Raw genomic sequence first — 14,792 nt, 5'->3', positions numbered from 1 at the left:
ACACCCCCGGCGCGTGTGCGCCGACGCCCTATCCGCGTACTTCTCCCAGCCCCCGCAGCCGCAGATCCCGCGCCGAAGCCCCGACCCACACCACACGCAGGCCCGTGCCGAGTGCCCAGTCATGGCGGTTCGGGTCCCACGAGGAGAGGGTGCGGGCGGAGACGTGCACGGTGACGCGGCGCTGTTCGCCCGCAAGCAGGGAGAGTCGCCGATAGGCGCCCAGCACCCGTACGGCCTGGTCGAGTTGGAGGTCGGGCGACTTCCCGACGTACACCTGCGGCACGGCGACACCGGCACGCCGGCCCGTGTTGCGGACGATGAAGGTGACGTCGAGCCCACGGCCGGCGGGGCGTACGGACAGGTCCTCGTAGGAGAAGGAGGTGTACGACAGCCCGTGCCCGAAGGGGAACAGGGGCGGCACGCCCTCGGCCTCGTACCAGCGGTAGCCGAGGTGGATGCCCTCCGTGTACTCCTCACGGCCGCCGACCCCGGGGTAGCGGGCGGCGTTGCCGGCGACGGGATGGTGGTCGTCGTCGACGGGGAAGGTCTGGGTGAGCCGGCCACCCGGGTCGCAGTCGCCGAACAGCACGGCGGCGGTGGCGGCGGCGCCCTCCTGGCCCGGGTAGTACATCTGCAGCACGGCGCCGGTGCGGGTGAGCCATGGCATCGACGTGGCGGACGAGGTGTTGAGGACGACGGTGGTGCGCGGGTTCGCCGAGGTCACCGCGTCGATCAGCTCGTCCTGGTGGCCGGGGAGCGCGATGGTGGTGCGGTCCTGGCCCTCGGTGGCGTCCTCGTAGGCGAACAGGACGACATGGCGGGCGGCGCGCGCGGCCCGTACCGCCTCGGCGACGTCCTGCGTGCGGATCGCGCCGGTGGTGTGCCGCAGGCGGAACAGCTGGCCGGTGTCCCCGCCCCGAGCGGTGATCTTCAGGGTGTGCTTGCCCTTGGTGAGCCGCAGGGTCGTGCGGCGCACGGACAGCTGGTCGGGCGCGGTGTAGATGAGGCCGCCGCTGAACCATTCGCCGTAGCCGGGCTTGACCGGGAAGAGTTCCTTGCCGTCGACGAGAACCTTGGGGCGGAGGTCGGCCGCGCCCGAGTAGTGGATGACGAAGGTCCATTCATCGGTGTCGGAGACGGTCAGTTCACCGTCGTACGTCCAGGTCTTCCCGGCACCGACGCCCTGGCCCTCGCTCTTGAAGCCGGGGGAGAGCGCGGACGCCGGGAGCGGTCTGCCGTAGAGGTCCTCGCCGAGCGCGTACGTCACCTTCGCGGCCCGTCCGGCGCGCACCCGGATCGCGTCGAGGGGGCTGTCGGCGCGGTCGGGGACGACATGGGCGCTGCCGCCGCCGCTGACGAAGGGCAGTTCGCCGGTCGGGCCGATCACCGCGATGTCGCCGGCGGTCAGTGGGAGGGTGCCGCGCTCGTTGTGCAGCAGGGTCGCGCCCGCCTTGGCGACCTCCAGGGCGACGGCCGCTCCTGCCTTGGCGTCCCGGCCGGGGCGGGTCGGGGCGCTGCCGTCGAGCAGGCCGAAGCGGTCCATCACGGTGAGGATGCGGCGTACGGCCTGGTCGATGTGCTGCTCGGGCACGCTGCGGTTCTGTGCCGCCTTCTTGAGGGCCTGGCCGAAGTAGACGTCGCCCGGCATCTCCATGTCGAGCCCGGCGGTGAGGGCCTTGGCGGTGCTGTGCGCGGCCCGCCAGTCCGTCATCACCCAGCCGTCGAAGCCCCACCGGGTGCGCAGGATGTCGGTGAGGAGGGCCTTGTTCTCGCAGGCGTAGGTTCCGTTGACCTTGTTGTAGGCGCCCATGACCGCTCCGGTGCCGGCCCGCACGGCCGCTTCGAAGGGACGCAGTTCGGTCTCGTGCATGGTCTGCTCGTCGACCCGCACATCGACGGTCGTGCGGTCCTTCTCCTGGTTGTTCATCGCGAAGTGCTTGACGGTCGCGATGAGCCCCTCGCCCTGGATGCCCTCGATCTCGGCGGCGACCAGGTCGGAGGAGAGCAGCGGGTCCTCGCTGAAGGTCTCGAAGTTGCGGCCCGCGTACGGGGTGCGGATGAGGTTGACCATCGGGGACAGCAGGACGTCCTGGCCGAGGGCGCGGCCCTCGCGTCCGATGACCTGCCCGTAGCGGCGCGCGAGAGCGGGGTTGAAGGCGGAGGCCAGCAGGACGGGGGCGGGCAGGGCGGTGGCGTGCCGGGTGACGCGGACTCCGGCCGGGCCGTCGGCGAGGCGCAGTGGCGGGATGCCGAGGCGTTTCACTCCGGGGACGTAGCCCGCCTGGCCGAGTGTGGCGGGGTCGGTGGCACCGTGCAGCAGGGAGATCTTCTCGTCGAGGGTGAGCTTGGCGATGAGCGCCTCGACACGGGGTGCGGCCCCCGCACCGGGCTTGCCCTGCGCGTGGGCGCGCGACGGCGGGGTGAGTCCGCCGGAGGCCGCCGTGGCGACGGCGATCGCGGCGCCCAGCAGACGCAGCGTGGATCGTCGGGAGACGGTATCGGTCATGGGCCGTCACTCCTTCGGTGTGCGGGCACGACGGTGTGACCGCGGACGCGCCGGGCGCCCGTGGCTGCATTCGCCCTCTGAACGCACTATGCGTCAGAACCGACTTGACACTCCGTTAGACACCACGGGCGCGACGGGAAAACTATGTGCGAGGGTGACTCGTGTAAATGAAGACGGGGTCACCCTGCCCGGGAAGGGCCCCCGGCAGGGTGACCCCGTGATCAGTGGAGAGCGGCTTCAAGAGTCGCGACGACGGACGCGGTCCCTGCCGACGCCGCTTCCAGGACATGACCCTGGACCGGAAGATCGTCGGCACGCGCTCCCGGCGCCTCGGCCTCGGGTTCGGCCGCGGCCTGGACGGAACGCGTCTGGTACTGCTCGGGCGGATCGTCAGGACCCTGCTCCGAGGGCCGGTCGGGAGCCTTCCGCACCTCCGGCTCGGGAGCACTGGACTCGTCGGGCGCGTCGCTCCCCGGCTTGAGCACCCACCTCTGTTCCGGGGATCCGTCCCGGTCGGTGACGACCACGTCCTTGCCCGGACCGGGTGCGACGGCCTGCCCGTTGCGCCAGCGGAGCAGCAGCTCGCCGTGCACGGTCAAGTCGTACTGCACCTGCCCGGCGTGCACCACACAGCCGGACAGTGCGACCGCTCCCCGGTCGGCGTCGGAGCCGAGACAGAGGGTCGGATCGGCGAGGCTGCGCAACAGACCGTCCTTCTCGTACGACCACTGCTGCGACCCGGCGGACGAACAGGCTGCCAGTACGGCCGCCGTACCGGGCACCACCCGGCCGTCGCGGACATCGAGGCACGCGTCGGCGGCCGGGTTGCGGAACCTGCCGTGGCCGATCTCCGACGGCCGCTGCGCGGAGGCGGACGACGGCTGGGACGCCGCGCTCGGCCGACCGGAACTGCCGGTGGGTACGCCCCAGGTGGCCTGCGCGCCGGGGACACCGTTGTCTTCGGACCAGCCCTTGGCGGTGAGCACGGTGGCCAGCAGCGCGAGGGAGGTCAGACCGACTCCGACGACGACGGCCTTGGTGTGCCGTCGGGCCGGGGCGAGGAGCCCGGCGGGTGCCGGGCGGTGGCGTCCGCCGCTTCTCGGACCGCTGCTTCTCGGACGGGCGAACGGGCGTGCGGCGGGCAGCTCCCGGCCCCCACCGCGGCCGGGCCGTGAGTCGAGATAACGGACCGCGCCCCAGCCGAGCACCGTTTCGGCGAGCAGCACTTCCAGGCCGCCCTCGAAATGACTCAGCTGCTCGGCGGCGTGACGGCAGTACCGACACTCCATCAGATGACGCCGGACATCCGGCAGCAGTGCCCCGCCACGGCGAATCGGGACATCGAGGAGTCGGTTGTAGAAGCGGCATTCCGCAGAGGGCGCGAGTTCCCGGTGGGCGCGCACACAGCCCGCCCGGAATTGCTCCCGGGCCTGCTCGAGAGCGGCGGTCGCGGTGCCCGAATCCACCCCCAACAGACCAGCTGGTACGGATATGGGGTCACCCTCGGCTTCGGTGTGCCAGAGCAGGCATTGTGAGGCCCCCGGAAGTGCTCGGAAAGCGCGCTCGGCGAGCCGCCGCCTTTCGGGCGTCGCGGAGCGCGCCGCAAGCAGTCCGCGACCACCGGTCGGTTTGCGGAGTTCGGGCAGCACCATGGAAATGGTCTCCTCGGCCGCCCACTCCTTGACCGTGTCCCGCACGGCCGCGAGGAGGCGGGGCCGCAGCGCGCCGCCGGTGGGCCGCCCGAGCACCTGATGGAACGCGGCGGTGGCCGCCATCGCCGCCGAACTCTCCGTGGAGGCCAGGCAGATGACTGCGTAGTCGTACGTCGCCCGCCAGTGCCGGGTCAGCAGCAGCGCGACGGCACGGCCACCGCCGTCGGGTCCGTTCAACTGGGCGACGAGATTGCGGTCGGACTCCCCCTGGCTCGCTCCGGGCCGCGGCGGGTACGGGGGCCGTGGGGGGTAGGGAGATTGCACTGAACCATTTCCTTCCAAGCCGCTGGACGGCAATGCGAATGACGTCCGTCGGAAAGCAGGCGCCTGATTGGTGCAGACCGGAGAAAGAATCCTCACCTTTACCTTCTCGCGGGAGGCTCACTTTCGCACAAGCGCATCACAGGAAACAAGAAGTTCGAGTGACCGATGTTCAAAACGCGGGAAATTCAGACTGTTACCGGCGGTATCCGCACCCGCATTCGAAAATTGCCGGAGTGCGGCCGTCGAGTTGTGTGCGTCCAAAGCCGGTTGGCACACGAAATCTCCAACAAGATGACCGAAGGCCCCGGGACGCGCCCGGGGCCTTCGCCTTCATGACAACTGTTCAGCCATTGGGCCGGAGCGTCCACACCACCGTCATCTCACCCGTGACCACCCCGTCCTCGCGCTGGATGGCGACGGTCACCGGGAACTCCGGGCGCTTGCCCTCGTCGAGTTCGGCGACGATGTCGGCGATCGGGCGGCCGAGGGTCGCGGTGGCCCTGACGGGACCGAGCGCGATCTTCTTGAAGGCGATCTCGGCGTTGACCGGGAGGGGTACGGCGCGCGAGAGCTGGTCCCCGAAGGCGGCCAGGACGATCGCGCCGCTGGCCGACTCGCCGAGGGTGAACATCGCTCCGGCGTGCGGACCGCCGACGTGATTGCGGTACTCGCTCTGGTCCGGGAGGGCCAGCACGGCCTTCTCCGGAGTGGTCTCCAGGTACTCCAGGTTCAGGGTCCGAACCATCGGCACCGTGGCGGCGAGCAGTTCGCCGATCGACATCTGGTCTGCGCTCATGACCGGCATGTTACCCACGAGTAGCCCAGGCTGGCCAGATCTGTGTGGCCGGAGTTACCACGTCCCTGACGACCGGATACGGGTTTGGCAAGTCGGGGCCGGGGCGGGGATAGTCGGCCGGTGACCTCCGCCGCCGAATCCCGCGCCCGACGCCCTCGCAGGCCCGAGTGGGCGGGCCGCAATTACAGCCTGCTGACCGCCGCCGCGGTCGTCACGAACCTCGGCAGTCACGGCGCGCTGATCGCCGCCGCGTTCGCCGTGATCGAGACCGGCGGCGACGGCGGTGACGTGGGCCTGGTGGCGGCCGCCCGCACGCTGCCGCTGGTCCTCTTCCTGCTGATCGGCGGCGCCGTCGCGGACCGGCTGCCCCGGCATCGCGTGATGGTCGCTGCGAACGCTCTCAACGTCGTCTCGCAGGGCGCGTTCGCCGTGCTGGTCCTCGCCGGCGAGCCGCAGCTGTGGCAGATGATGCTGCTGACCGCGCTGGGCGGCACCGGCCAGGCGTTCTTCAGCCCGGCAGCGGAGGGCATGCTGCTGTCCACGGTCAGCGGGGAGCAGGCGAGCCGCGCGTTCGCGGTGTTCCGGATGGCGATGCAGGGTGCGGCGGTGGGCGGCGCTGCCCTCGGCGGCGCGATGGTCGCCGCGATCGGTCCCGGCTGGGTTCTCGCGGCCGACGCCGCCGCCTTCGCGGTCGCCGCATCGCTGCGGTCCTTCCTCGACGTCGGCCACATCCCGCCGCGCGAGCCGGGCGGCGGGCTCCTCGCCGACCTCCGGGAAGGCTGGCGGGAGTTCACCGGCCGGCCGTGGCTGTGGGCCGTCGTCGTGCAGTTCTCCGTCGCGAACGCCGTCGTCGCCGCGGCCGAGGCGGTCTACGGCCCCCTCGTCGCCCGGGACCACCTGGGCGGGGCGGGCCCCTGGGGTCTGGCATTGGGCTGCTTCGGCGCGGGCACGGTCGCCGGCGCACTCCTGATGACCCGCTGGAAGCCACGCCGTCTCCTCCTCGCCGGCACCCTCTGCGTCTTCCCCCTCGCCCTGCCCTCCGCCGCCCTCGCCGTGCCGGTGCCGGTCGCCACGCTGTGCGCGGTGATGTTCGTGACCGGGGTGACGCTGGAGGTCTTCGGGGTGTCCTGGATGACCGCGCTCCATCAGGAGATCCCGGAGGACAAGCTGTCGCGGGTCGCCGCCTACGACTGGTTCGGCTCGGTCGCTCTGGTGCCGCTGGCGACGGCGCTGGCGGGTCCGGCGGAGGAGGGAGTCGGGCGGACCAGTGCGCTGTGGGGGTGCTCGGCGCTGGTCGTGGTGGTGACCGCTGCGGCGCTGTGCGTGCCGGACGTACGGAATCTGCGCCGCACCTCTACGCCCGTGGCCAAGGGGGCGCCGGGTGCGGACAACGGCTCAGCCGATGCCGAACGCCCCGTCGGGGGGCTCGGGTGACGGCACGGCGTCCCCGTCCCCGACCGGACGCGCGCCGCCGGTGAAGTGCCGCAGCGCGAGCCCGTGTTCGACGCGGGCCGGGAAGGCGTCGGCGGCGGTGAGCCGGGCCAGCGCGCCGATGTCGACGGGCTGGTGCGCGGCGACGAGAACCGCGTTGCCGAAGCGCCGGCCGCGCAGAACCGCCGGTTCGGCGATCAGCGCCAGCTCCTGGAACACCGTGGCGAAGGTGGCGAGTTGGGAGCGCAGGAAGGTGAAGGGCGTGGCATCGGCGAGGTTGGCGAGATAGACGCCGCCCGCTCGCAGCACCCGGTCGGCCTGAGCGGCGTAGGCGACCGACGTCAGATGCGCCGGCACACGTGAGCCGCCGAAGACGTCCGCGACGATGACGTCCGCCGACCCGGCGGGCGCATCCGCCAGCCAGGCACGCGCGTCCGCGGCGTGCAGGGTGATGCCGGCCCCGTCCGGAAGCGGAAGCTGCTCGCCGACCAGCCCCAGTAGTGCCCGGTCGGCCTCCACGACGTGCTGCCGGGAGCCGGGCCGCGTGGCCGCCACATACCGGGGCAGGGTGAGCGCTCCCCCACCGAGGTGCAGGACGTCCAGCGGACTCCCCGGCTCGGCAACGGTGTCCAGGACATGCCCGAGCCGCCGCGCGTACTCGAACTCCAGATGCGTCGGCTCGTCCAGATCGACGTACGACTGCGGCGCCCCGTCGACGGTGAGCAGCCAGGCCCGCTTCCGGTCGACATCGGGCATGAGCTTGGCGATGCCGTGGTCGACCGTCCTGGTCACGGGTATGGATTCGTTCACTCCCCCATTGTGCGGTGAGTGTCCCTACCCAGGGGCGCGGGGAACTGCGCGACCGGCCACAACGGCCCCGCAGTCCCCCACGCACCTGTGCCACCCTCAGAGAAGGGCCGTGACGGTCCCCGCCCCAACGGTCCGTCCGCCCTCACGGATGGCGAACCCGAGCCCAGGCTCCAGCGGCACATCGCGCCCGAGCTCGACGGTCATCGTGACCGTCTCCCCGGGCCGCGCGACACCCACCTCACCGAGGTCGATGTCCCCCACCACATCCGCCGTACGGATATAGAACTGGGGCCGGTATCCGGAGGAGACAGGCGTCGTACGCCCACCCTCACGCGCCGACAGGACATACACCTGCGCCGAGAACCGACGACTGGGCACCACGCTGCCGGGTGCGGCCACGACATGCCCGCGCCGGACCACGTCACGGGCGACTCCCCGCAGCAACAGCGCCACGCTGTCCCCGGCCTGCGCCTCCTCCATCGGCTTGCCGAAGGTCTCCAGGCCGGTGACCACGGTGTCGACGGAGGCGCCGAGCACTTCGACCCGGTCGCCCACCCGGACCGTGCCCCGCTCGACGGCGCCCGTCACCACCGTCCCCCGGCCGGTGATGGTGAGCACGTTCTCGACGGACAGCAGGAACGGCGCGTCCAAGTACCGCTCCGGCATGGGCACATACGTGTCCACGGCGTCCAGAAGCGCCTCCACGGACGCCGTCCAGCGTGGGTCGCCCTCCAGCGCCTTCAGCCCGGAGACCCGTACGACAGGCGCCGCGTCACCGCCGTACCCGTGCTGGGAGAGCAGGTCACGGACCTCCAGCTCGACCAGGTCGGTCAGCTCCTCGTCGCCCGCGTCGGCCTTGTTGAGCGCGACGACGATGTGGTCGACACCCACCTGCCGGGCGAGCAGCACGTGTTCGGCCGTCTGCGGCATGATCCCGTCGAGCGCGGAGACGACGAGGATCGCCCCGTCGAGCTGCGCGGCCCCGGTGACCATGTTCTTGACGTAGTCGGCGTGGCCCGGCATGTCGACGTGCGCGTAGTGCCGGGTGTCGGTCTCGTACTCGACGTGCGCGATGTTGATGGTGATGCCGCGCGCGGCCTCCTCCGGCGCCCGGTCGATCCGGTCGAACGGGACGAAGGTGCCGGAGCCGCGCTCGGCGAGAACCTTGGTGATGGCGGCGGTCAGGGTGGTCTTGCCGTGGTCTACGTGGCCCATCGTGCCGATGTTCAGATGCGGTTTGGTGCGCACGTATGCCGTCTTGGACATGGCTGTACCTCGAAGTCTCTGTGTGGAGAGCGGGGACCCCAAGGACTTGCCGACCCTCCCCCTGCGGGGTCCGCCGGACGATCCGGAGAGGGTCAGCTTCGGGCGCCGTCGGCAGCGGCCAGAAAGATCGCGACGGCAGCCTTCGGAGCATCCGCGACTGCGGATGCTGCAACGACGAAGGCGTACCGGAACATGGCTCCGATCATTGCCGACGCTTTGCCCGACGTCGAATGATTTATCGGGGCAGCCAAGGTCGGGGCAGCGGAGTTCAGGCCCCGATGTTCTTCAGCGCCTCCCGCACCGACAGCGGCGCGAGCCTCCCCTGCTCCCGGGCCAGGAAGGCCCGTACGGCCTCCGGGTCGGTCTTGGCGAACTCGCGCAGGCACCAGCCGATCGCCTTGCGGATGAAGAAATCAGGGTGGCCCGACTGACGCAGGCAGTAGGCGAAGAGGCGCTCGGTGTCGGTGCGTTCCTTGTAGCGCAGCTGGTGCAGCAGGGCCGTGCGGGCGAGCCACAGGTCGTCGTCGGCGATCCAGGCGTCCATCTCGGTCTTCAGCTTCGGGTCGGCGGCGACCAGGCCTCCCACTACGTGGGAGGCGAGTGCGTCGACGGTGTCCCACCACGGGACGGTGCTCACCAGGTGCCGGGCCACCGGCAGGAACGCCGAGGAGCAGCGGCCGACGTGGCCGCGCAGATAGTCGACGGCGAAGTAGTGGTACTCCCGCTCGGGGAGCTGCCAGCAGCGCAGGGCGATCGCTGTGCAGTCGGTCTCGTCGGGGCGGGGCACGCCTTCCAGGACCGTGCGGGACAGGGCGCGCCGCTCCGGTGTGACGAGGCCGAGGAAGGGAGCGACGTCCTTCATGTACGCCCGCAGGGCCACGGCGCGTTCCGGGTCGGCCGCGGCGGCATAGGTGACGGTGAGTCGCTTCAGGACGGTGTCGGCAATATCGCTGCGGGGTACATTCGTTGTTCCCCCTCCTGTGACGCCCATGAGACGAACCATACGGCGATCACACACATCCGTCGGTTAGTGTCGCCGAATGCTCGATGCCACCACCCGCTCTGGGGGCACCGCACCCACGGCCGCTCCCACGGCCGGCGCCACGGAGCTCGCCGCCGCCGTATCCACTCCGGGGGGCTTCGCCGCGCGCTGCACGAGAGTGCTGCTGTCGCCATGGTCGCGCCTGTCCCTGCTCGTCGCGCTGCTGGCGGCGGCCGGGGCGTCGGTGCTGCTCTTCGAGCCCCAGAAGCTCATGGCGCAGGGCTGGCCGCCACAGGTCGGCGGTCCCACGGCGGTGGTGATCTTCGCTGTGGCGTACGGCCTGGTCACCGTGGCGTTCGTGCCGCGGCCGCTGCTGAACCTCGCGGCCGGCGCGCTCTTCGGCTCGGCCTTGGGCTTGGTCGCCGCCATGACCGGCACGGTGATCGGGGCCGCGATCTCCTTCGCGCTCGGCCGGATGCTCGGCCAGGACGCCCTGCGCCCGCTGCTGCGCGGCCGGTTGCTCAATGCGGCGGACAGGCAGTTCAGCAAGCACGGTTTCCGGTCGATGCTGGCGGTGCGGCTGTTCCCCGGTGTGCCCTTCTGGGCCGCGAACTACGCCGCCTCCGTCTCCCGCATGGGCTACTTCCCGTTCCTGCTCGCCACGGCGCTCGGTTCGATCCCCAACGTCGCCGCGTACGTCGTCGCCGGCGCCCGGGCCGGGGCGCCGACGTCTCCGGTGTTCCTGATCGCGGTGGCCGCCATAGCTCTGCCCGCCCTCGCGGGCGCCGTGGTGGCCTGGCGCAAGCGCCACCACCTGCGCCGCCGCTGAACCGGGCGGGTCAGACCGACTCGAGGACCATCGCGTTGGCGAGCCCGCCCGCCTCGCACATCGTCTGCAGGGCATACCGTGCGCCGCGCTCCCGCATCGCATGCACCAGCGTCGTCGTCAGGCGGGTGCCGCTCGCGCCGAGCGGGTGGCCGATGGCGATGGCGCCGCCGTGCACATTGACCTTGGCGAGGTCGGCGCCGGTCTCCTGCTGCCAGGCCAGCACGACGCTGGAGAACGCCTCGTTGACTTCGAACAGGTCGATGTCGTCGAGGGAGAGCGACGCCTTGCGCAGCACCTTCTCCGTGGCCGGGATGACGCCGGTGAGCATGAGGATCGGGTCGGAGCCGGTGACGGCGAAGCTGTGCAGCCGGGCCAGCGGGCGCAGGCCGAGTCGGGCGGCGGTCTCGCTGGAGGTGATGAGCACGGCCGAGGCGCCGTCGTTGATGGGGCTGGCGTTGCCCGCGGTGACGTTCCACTCGATCTGCGGGAAGCGCTCGGCGAACGCCGGGTCGTGGTAGGCGGGCTTGAGGCCGGCCAGGATCTCGGGGGTGCTGGACGGACGTACGCACTCGTCGCGGGTGACGTCGTCCAGGGGCGCTACCTCGGCGTCGAACAGGCCGGCGTCCCAGGCCGCGGCGGCCTTGCGGTGGGAGGAGACCGCGAAGGTGTCCATCTGCTCGCGGGTGATCGACCACTTGGCGGCGATCAGCTCGGCGCTGATGCCCTGCGGGACGAGTCCCTCGGGATAGCGCTCGGCGATGCCGGGGCCGAAGGGGTCGGTGCCGGGCGGGACGTTCGACCACATCGGCACCCGGCTCATCGACTCGACACCGCAGGCGACGACGAGGTCGTACGCGCCCGAGATGACGCCCTGGGCCGCGAAGTGCACGGCCTGCTGGGAGGAGCCGCACTGACGGTCCACGGTGGTCGCCGGGACGGTCTCCGGGAAGCCGGCGGACAGAGCGGCGTACCGGGTGGTGTTCATGGCCTGCTCGCCGACCTGGTCGACGGTGCCGCCGATCACGTCGTCGATCAGCGCCGGGTCGACGCCGGAGCGCGCGACAAGGGTGCGCAGGGTGTGGGCGAGGAGCTCGACGGGGTGGACGTGGGCGAGGGAGCCGTTCGGCTTGCCCTTGCCTATCGGGGTGCGTACGGCTTCGACGATGACTGCGTCACGCATGGTGCGGGCCTCCGCGACTAGGCAACTGCACAACTACCGGCAACTACACAACTACCGGTCAGTAGGAAATCCAAACTCACCATAGCTCGGAGGGTTGGAAAATCAAACCCTCCCCTAGACTGGCGTCATGGCCGCCACGAAAGACGCCCGCCCCTGCTCCATCGCCGACACCCTGGCGCTCGTCGGTGAGAAGTACTCGCTGCTCGTCCTGCGGGAGGTGTGCCTCGGCAACGGCCGCTTCGACCAGCTCGTGCGCAACATCGGCGCCCCGCGCGACATCCTGGCCACCCGGCTGCGCCGCCTCGTGGACGCCGGGATCCTGACGAAGCGGGCCTACAGTGAGCGCCCGCAGCGTTTCGAGTACCGGCCGACCCAGGCGGGGCTCGAACTGGAGCCGGTCCTGATCACGCTCATGGCGTGGGGCGACCGCCATCTCCGTGAACACGGCGACCGCCCCATGGTGATCGAGCACATCTGCGGCAATGAACTGGTCCCCGTCGTCACCTGCACCGCCTGCGCCGGCGCGGTCCACCACGAGGACCTGACGGCCCATCCGCAGGCGCCCGGCTGGACGGTGTCGGGACCGACGGCGGCGTAAGCCTTCAACAGGCCGCTGTCTTCACCAGGGGTGCGCCTCCAGGTACTTGGCGACCTCGTCCCGCTCCCAGGCTCCGTCGGCCACGACGACCCGGTAGCGGCGGGTGAGGGTGTCGCCTGGAGCGAGTTCCAGTTCGTCGAAGAAGGCCCACGAGGGGGCGACACCGGCGAAGGGCTCGTTGCGGACGAACCAGTGGGCGGGGTGCGCCCCTCGGTCGCCGAGGTGGTCGTTCTCGGGGGCATGCTCGAAGACGAGAGTCGCGTGGCCGTCGGTGCCGTCGTGTTCGCCGGAGAGGGCGAGCCAGGGCGCCTGGGCGCCCATCAGCTCCGGGCCCTCACCGTCCGGCCCGATGATCCGCCCGTCCCGGAAGGCACGCGGTCCGCGCCAGAACAGGCCCGTGTAGCCGGCCAATTCACGCCCCGCGGTGGTCGGGCTGCCGAACCGCAGCGGCTCGTCGCGCCGGTTGGTGACCGCGGTCGTCCAGGTCAGCGCCCAGGACCCGGCACCCGGATCGACATCGTGCACCTCGATCCGGCGCTCCTCATCGGCCCACAGCTCACCGCCGTACGGGTGCCAGGTCAGCCGCTCGGCGATGACGAGCCGGTCGCCGTCCGAGGAGATCTCGTCGAAGCCGGCGTGCGCCATCGACCCGACGCGCTCCGGGAGTTCGAGATATCCCTGTCCGTGCACATAGGTGTTGCCGCCCCACAGATTCGCCCCGGACAGATGCGAGGCCGTAAGTGACAGGCCCTTGTGCCAGCGGTGGTCGTTGGGCCGGTAGTCGGTGACGACGTCGCCCGCGAGGGTCCGGATCGGATGGACGTACGGCCGCGGCGCCTCCCAGGCGGCCTCCGGCCGGTAGACATAGGCGAGCAGTTCCACACCGGTGACCGGCTCGGTCACGGTGATGCGGTCGCCGTACGCGTGCGAGATGCGCAGCCCGGTCACGCGGACACCCCCTCGCCGACGACGGGCGCCCAGCCGGGAGCGCCGCCGTGCATCGCCGAGTAGTACGGGTCACCCGGGCCGATCTCGCCCGCCTTCACCGTCGCGTCCGTGAACGCCGACTTGTACAGCGCGGCGATCAGCTCCAGGCTCGTCCGCCCGTCCGCGCCGCTGCTGCGCGGTCGCTGTCCGGCCCGCATGCTCGCGACCAGTTCCCTCAGCTGCGCGAGATGCGAACTGGGCACGTCCTGACCGAAGTCCTGCCACTGCGCGGCCAGTTCGGCGGGCACGTCGGACGCCGGGGTGATGCGCCAGTGGGCGTTGCTGTGACCGTAGAGGTGGGTCAGCTCGACGGTGGCGCGGGCGCAGTCGATGCGGATGCGGCTGACCTCGTCGGGCGACAGGACGCTGTTGACGACGGTCGCCAGCGCACCGTTCTCGAAGCGGACCAGGGCGGTGGAGACGTCCTCCGTCTCCACGTCGTGCACCAGCCGTCCGGCCATCGCCCGGACCTCGCTCCACGGGCCGAGCAGATCGAGCAGCAGATCCATCTGATGGATCCCGTGCCCCATGGCCGGGCCGCCGCCCTCGGTCTGCCAGCGCCCGCGCCACGGCACCGCGTAGTAAGCGGTGTCGCGATACCAGGTGGTCTGGCAGTGCGCGACCAGCGGCCGCCCCAGCGCCTGCTCGGCGAGCAGCCGTCGTACATGCCGGGAGCCCGAACCGAAGCGGTGCTGGAAGACGATGGCGGCATACGGCCCGCCGTCCTCGCCCTCCGCGGCCTCGACGGCGTCGAAGTCGGCCAGCGTCGGCACGGGCGGCTTCTCGCACCACACCCAGGCACCGGCGCGCAGGGCGGTGACGGTCTGGTCGCGGTGGAGCGTGGGCGGGGTGCAGATGGTGACCAGGTCGGGCCGCTGCTCCCCAAGCATCCGGTCCAGGTCGGTGTACGCGTGCGGAATGCCGCTCTCCGTACAGCAGGCCTCGGCCGAGGCGGCGTCGATGTCGACGGCGGCGACGACCTCGACCTCGCCCTCCTCGGCGAGCCGGGCCAGCGCGGGCAGATGCGAGTCACGGGCGATCGCGCCGGTGCCGACGACCGCGACCCTGATGCGGCGGCCGGCGAGCGGGGCAGCCCCGTCAAGGCGCCCGGGGAACTGCGCGACAGGCCACGACGGGCCCGCAGGCGGTCGACGGCCCATCGCTGCACTTCCCGCGGAGCGATACGTCCCGGGTTCGGACTCGGATGCGGGCATGGACGTGATCAGCACTCCTCAGGGGACGAGCAGGACTCCCCAGGGAGCCAGCAAGCGCTTTCTCTACCGCTGCAACGTAAGCGCCGCCCCCGCCGCAGGTCAACACCGTCGAACCCGGTGCCACCGCCCGGCTGCGACGCCCCTGTGCCAGGCCTGTCGGCCCGGGACGCTACGCTTCCCCTCGACACTTGTGATCACCGCACCCGGCGGCTGGGGG

12 protein-coding genes are annotated in these 14,792 nt (G+C 71.3%); 3 read left to right on the top strand and 9 right to left on the bottom strand.

Annotation, left to right across the window (positions count from 1 at the left end; genetic code table 11):
• Positions 1–28 precede the first annotated feature (28 nt).
• From ACTWQO_RS09445 to ACTWQO_RS09435, 3 genes are all read right to left on the bottom strand, one after another.
• Positions 29–2,506, bottom strand: coding sequence for a beta-glucosidase family protein (locus ACTWQO_RS09445; RefSeq protein ID WP_443236760.1), 2,478 nt, complete (start codon positions 2,504–2,506; stop codon positions 29–31).
• A gap of 221 nt (positions 2,507–2,727) precedes the next feature.
• Positions 2,728–4,482, bottom strand: a complete 1,755-nt coding sequence (locus tag ACTWQO_RS09440) for an RICIN domain-containing protein (protein ID WP_443236759.1) — start codon at positions 4,480–4,482, stop codon at positions 2,728–2,730.
• 343 nt (positions 4,483–4,825) lie between these two features.
• On the bottom strand, positions 4,826–5,263 hold the full coding sequence (locus tag ACTWQO_RS09435) for a DUF4442 domain-containing protein (RefSeq protein ID WP_443236896.1): 438 nt from the start codon (positions 5,261–5,263) through the stop codon (positions 4,826–4,828).
• 135 nt (positions 5,264–5,398) lie between these two features.
• Here ACTWQO_RS09435 and ACTWQO_RS09430 point away from each other — a divergent pair, with 135 nt between their 5' ends.
• Positions 5,399–6,712, top strand: coding sequence for an MFS transporter (locus tag ACTWQO_RS09430; protein ID WP_443236758.1), 1,314 nt, complete (start codon positions 5,399–5,401; stop codon positions 6,710–6,712).
• On the opposite strand, the gene ACTWQO_RS09425 is transcribed toward ACTWQO_RS09430, so the two are convergent.
• The 3 genes from ACTWQO_RS09425 to ACTWQO_RS09415 form a co-directional block, all read right to left on the bottom strand.
• Positions 6,674–7,519 carry a spermidine synthase gene (locus ACTWQO_RS09425; RefSeq protein WP_443236757.1) on the bottom strand — a complete coding sequence of 282 codons (846 nt, stop codon included), beginning with the start codon at positions 7,517–7,519 and terminating at the stop codon, positions 6,674–6,676. The two genes, ACTWQO_RS09430 and ACTWQO_RS09425, sit on opposite strands and share 39 nt — an antisense overlap.
• Before the next feature lie 96 nt (positions 7,520–7,615).
• On the bottom strand, positions 7,616–8,785 hold the full coding sequence (gene tuf / locus ACTWQO_RS09420) for an elongation factor Tu (RefSeq protein WP_443236756.1): 1,170 nt from the start codon (positions 8,783–8,785) through the stop codon (positions 7,616–7,618).
• 268 nt (positions 8,786–9,053) lie between these two features.
• A complete protein-coding gene (locus ACTWQO_RS09415) occupies positions 9,054–9,776 on the bottom strand; it encodes a DNA alkylation repair protein (RefSeq protein ID WP_443236755.1) in 723 nt (240 codons plus the stop codon).
• A gap of 49 nt (positions 9,777–9,825) precedes the next feature.
• Between ACTWQO_RS09415 and ACTWQO_RS09410 the strand changes: the two genes are divergently transcribed.
• Positions 9,826–10,596 (top strand): TVP38/TMEM64 family protein, encoded by a 771-nt coding sequence (locus ACTWQO_RS09410; protein ID WP_443236754.1) that lies wholly within the window; start codon positions 9,826–9,828, stop codon positions 10,594–10,596.
• A 10-nt stretch (positions 10,597–10,606) separates the two neighbouring features.
• On the opposite strand, the gene ACTWQO_RS09405 is transcribed toward ACTWQO_RS09410, so the two are convergent.
• Positions 10,607–11,776 (bottom strand): thiolase family protein, encoded by a 1,170-nt coding sequence (locus ACTWQO_RS09405; protein WP_443236753.1) that lies wholly within the window; start codon positions 11,774–11,776, stop codon positions 10,607–10,609.
• Between the two features lie 127 nt (positions 11,777–11,903).
• Between ACTWQO_RS09405 and ACTWQO_RS09400 the strand changes: the two genes are divergently transcribed.
• Positions 11,904–12,374 (top strand): winged helix-turn-helix transcriptional regulator, encoded by a 471-nt coding sequence (locus tag ACTWQO_RS09400; RefSeq protein WP_443236752.1) that lies wholly within the window; start codon positions 11,904–11,906, stop codon positions 12,372–12,374.
• A gap of 21 nt (positions 12,375–12,395) precedes the next feature.
• Here ACTWQO_RS09400 and ACTWQO_RS09395 read toward each other — a convergent pair whose 3' ends face one another.
• Both ACTWQO_RS09395 and ACTWQO_RS09390 read right to left on the bottom strand, forming a co-directional pair.
• Complete coding sequence (locus ACTWQO_RS09395) at positions 12,396–13,322, bottom strand: PmoA family protein (RefSeq protein ID WP_443236751.1); 927 nt, start codon at positions 13,320–13,322, stop codon at positions 12,396–12,398.
• Positions 13,319–14,575 (bottom strand): Gfo/Idh/MocA family protein, encoded by a 1,257-nt coding sequence (locus ACTWQO_RS09390; RefSeq protein WP_443236750.1) that lies wholly within the window; start codon positions 14,573–14,575, stop codon positions 13,319–13,321. The genes ACTWQO_RS09395 and ACTWQO_RS09390 overlap by 4 nt, the downstream gene beginning before the upstream one ends.
• Positions 14,576–14,792 lie beyond the last annotated feature (217 nt).

Source organism: Streptomyces sp. 4N124 (genome assembly GCF_052245395.1).
In the GTDB taxonomy this organism is placed as follows: domain Bacteria; phylum Actinomycetota; class Actinomycetes; order Streptomycetales; family Streptomycetaceae; genus Streptomyces.
Note: the sequence above shows the minus strand (reverse complement) of the source record. Positions and strands in the feature narration are given on the sequence as shown.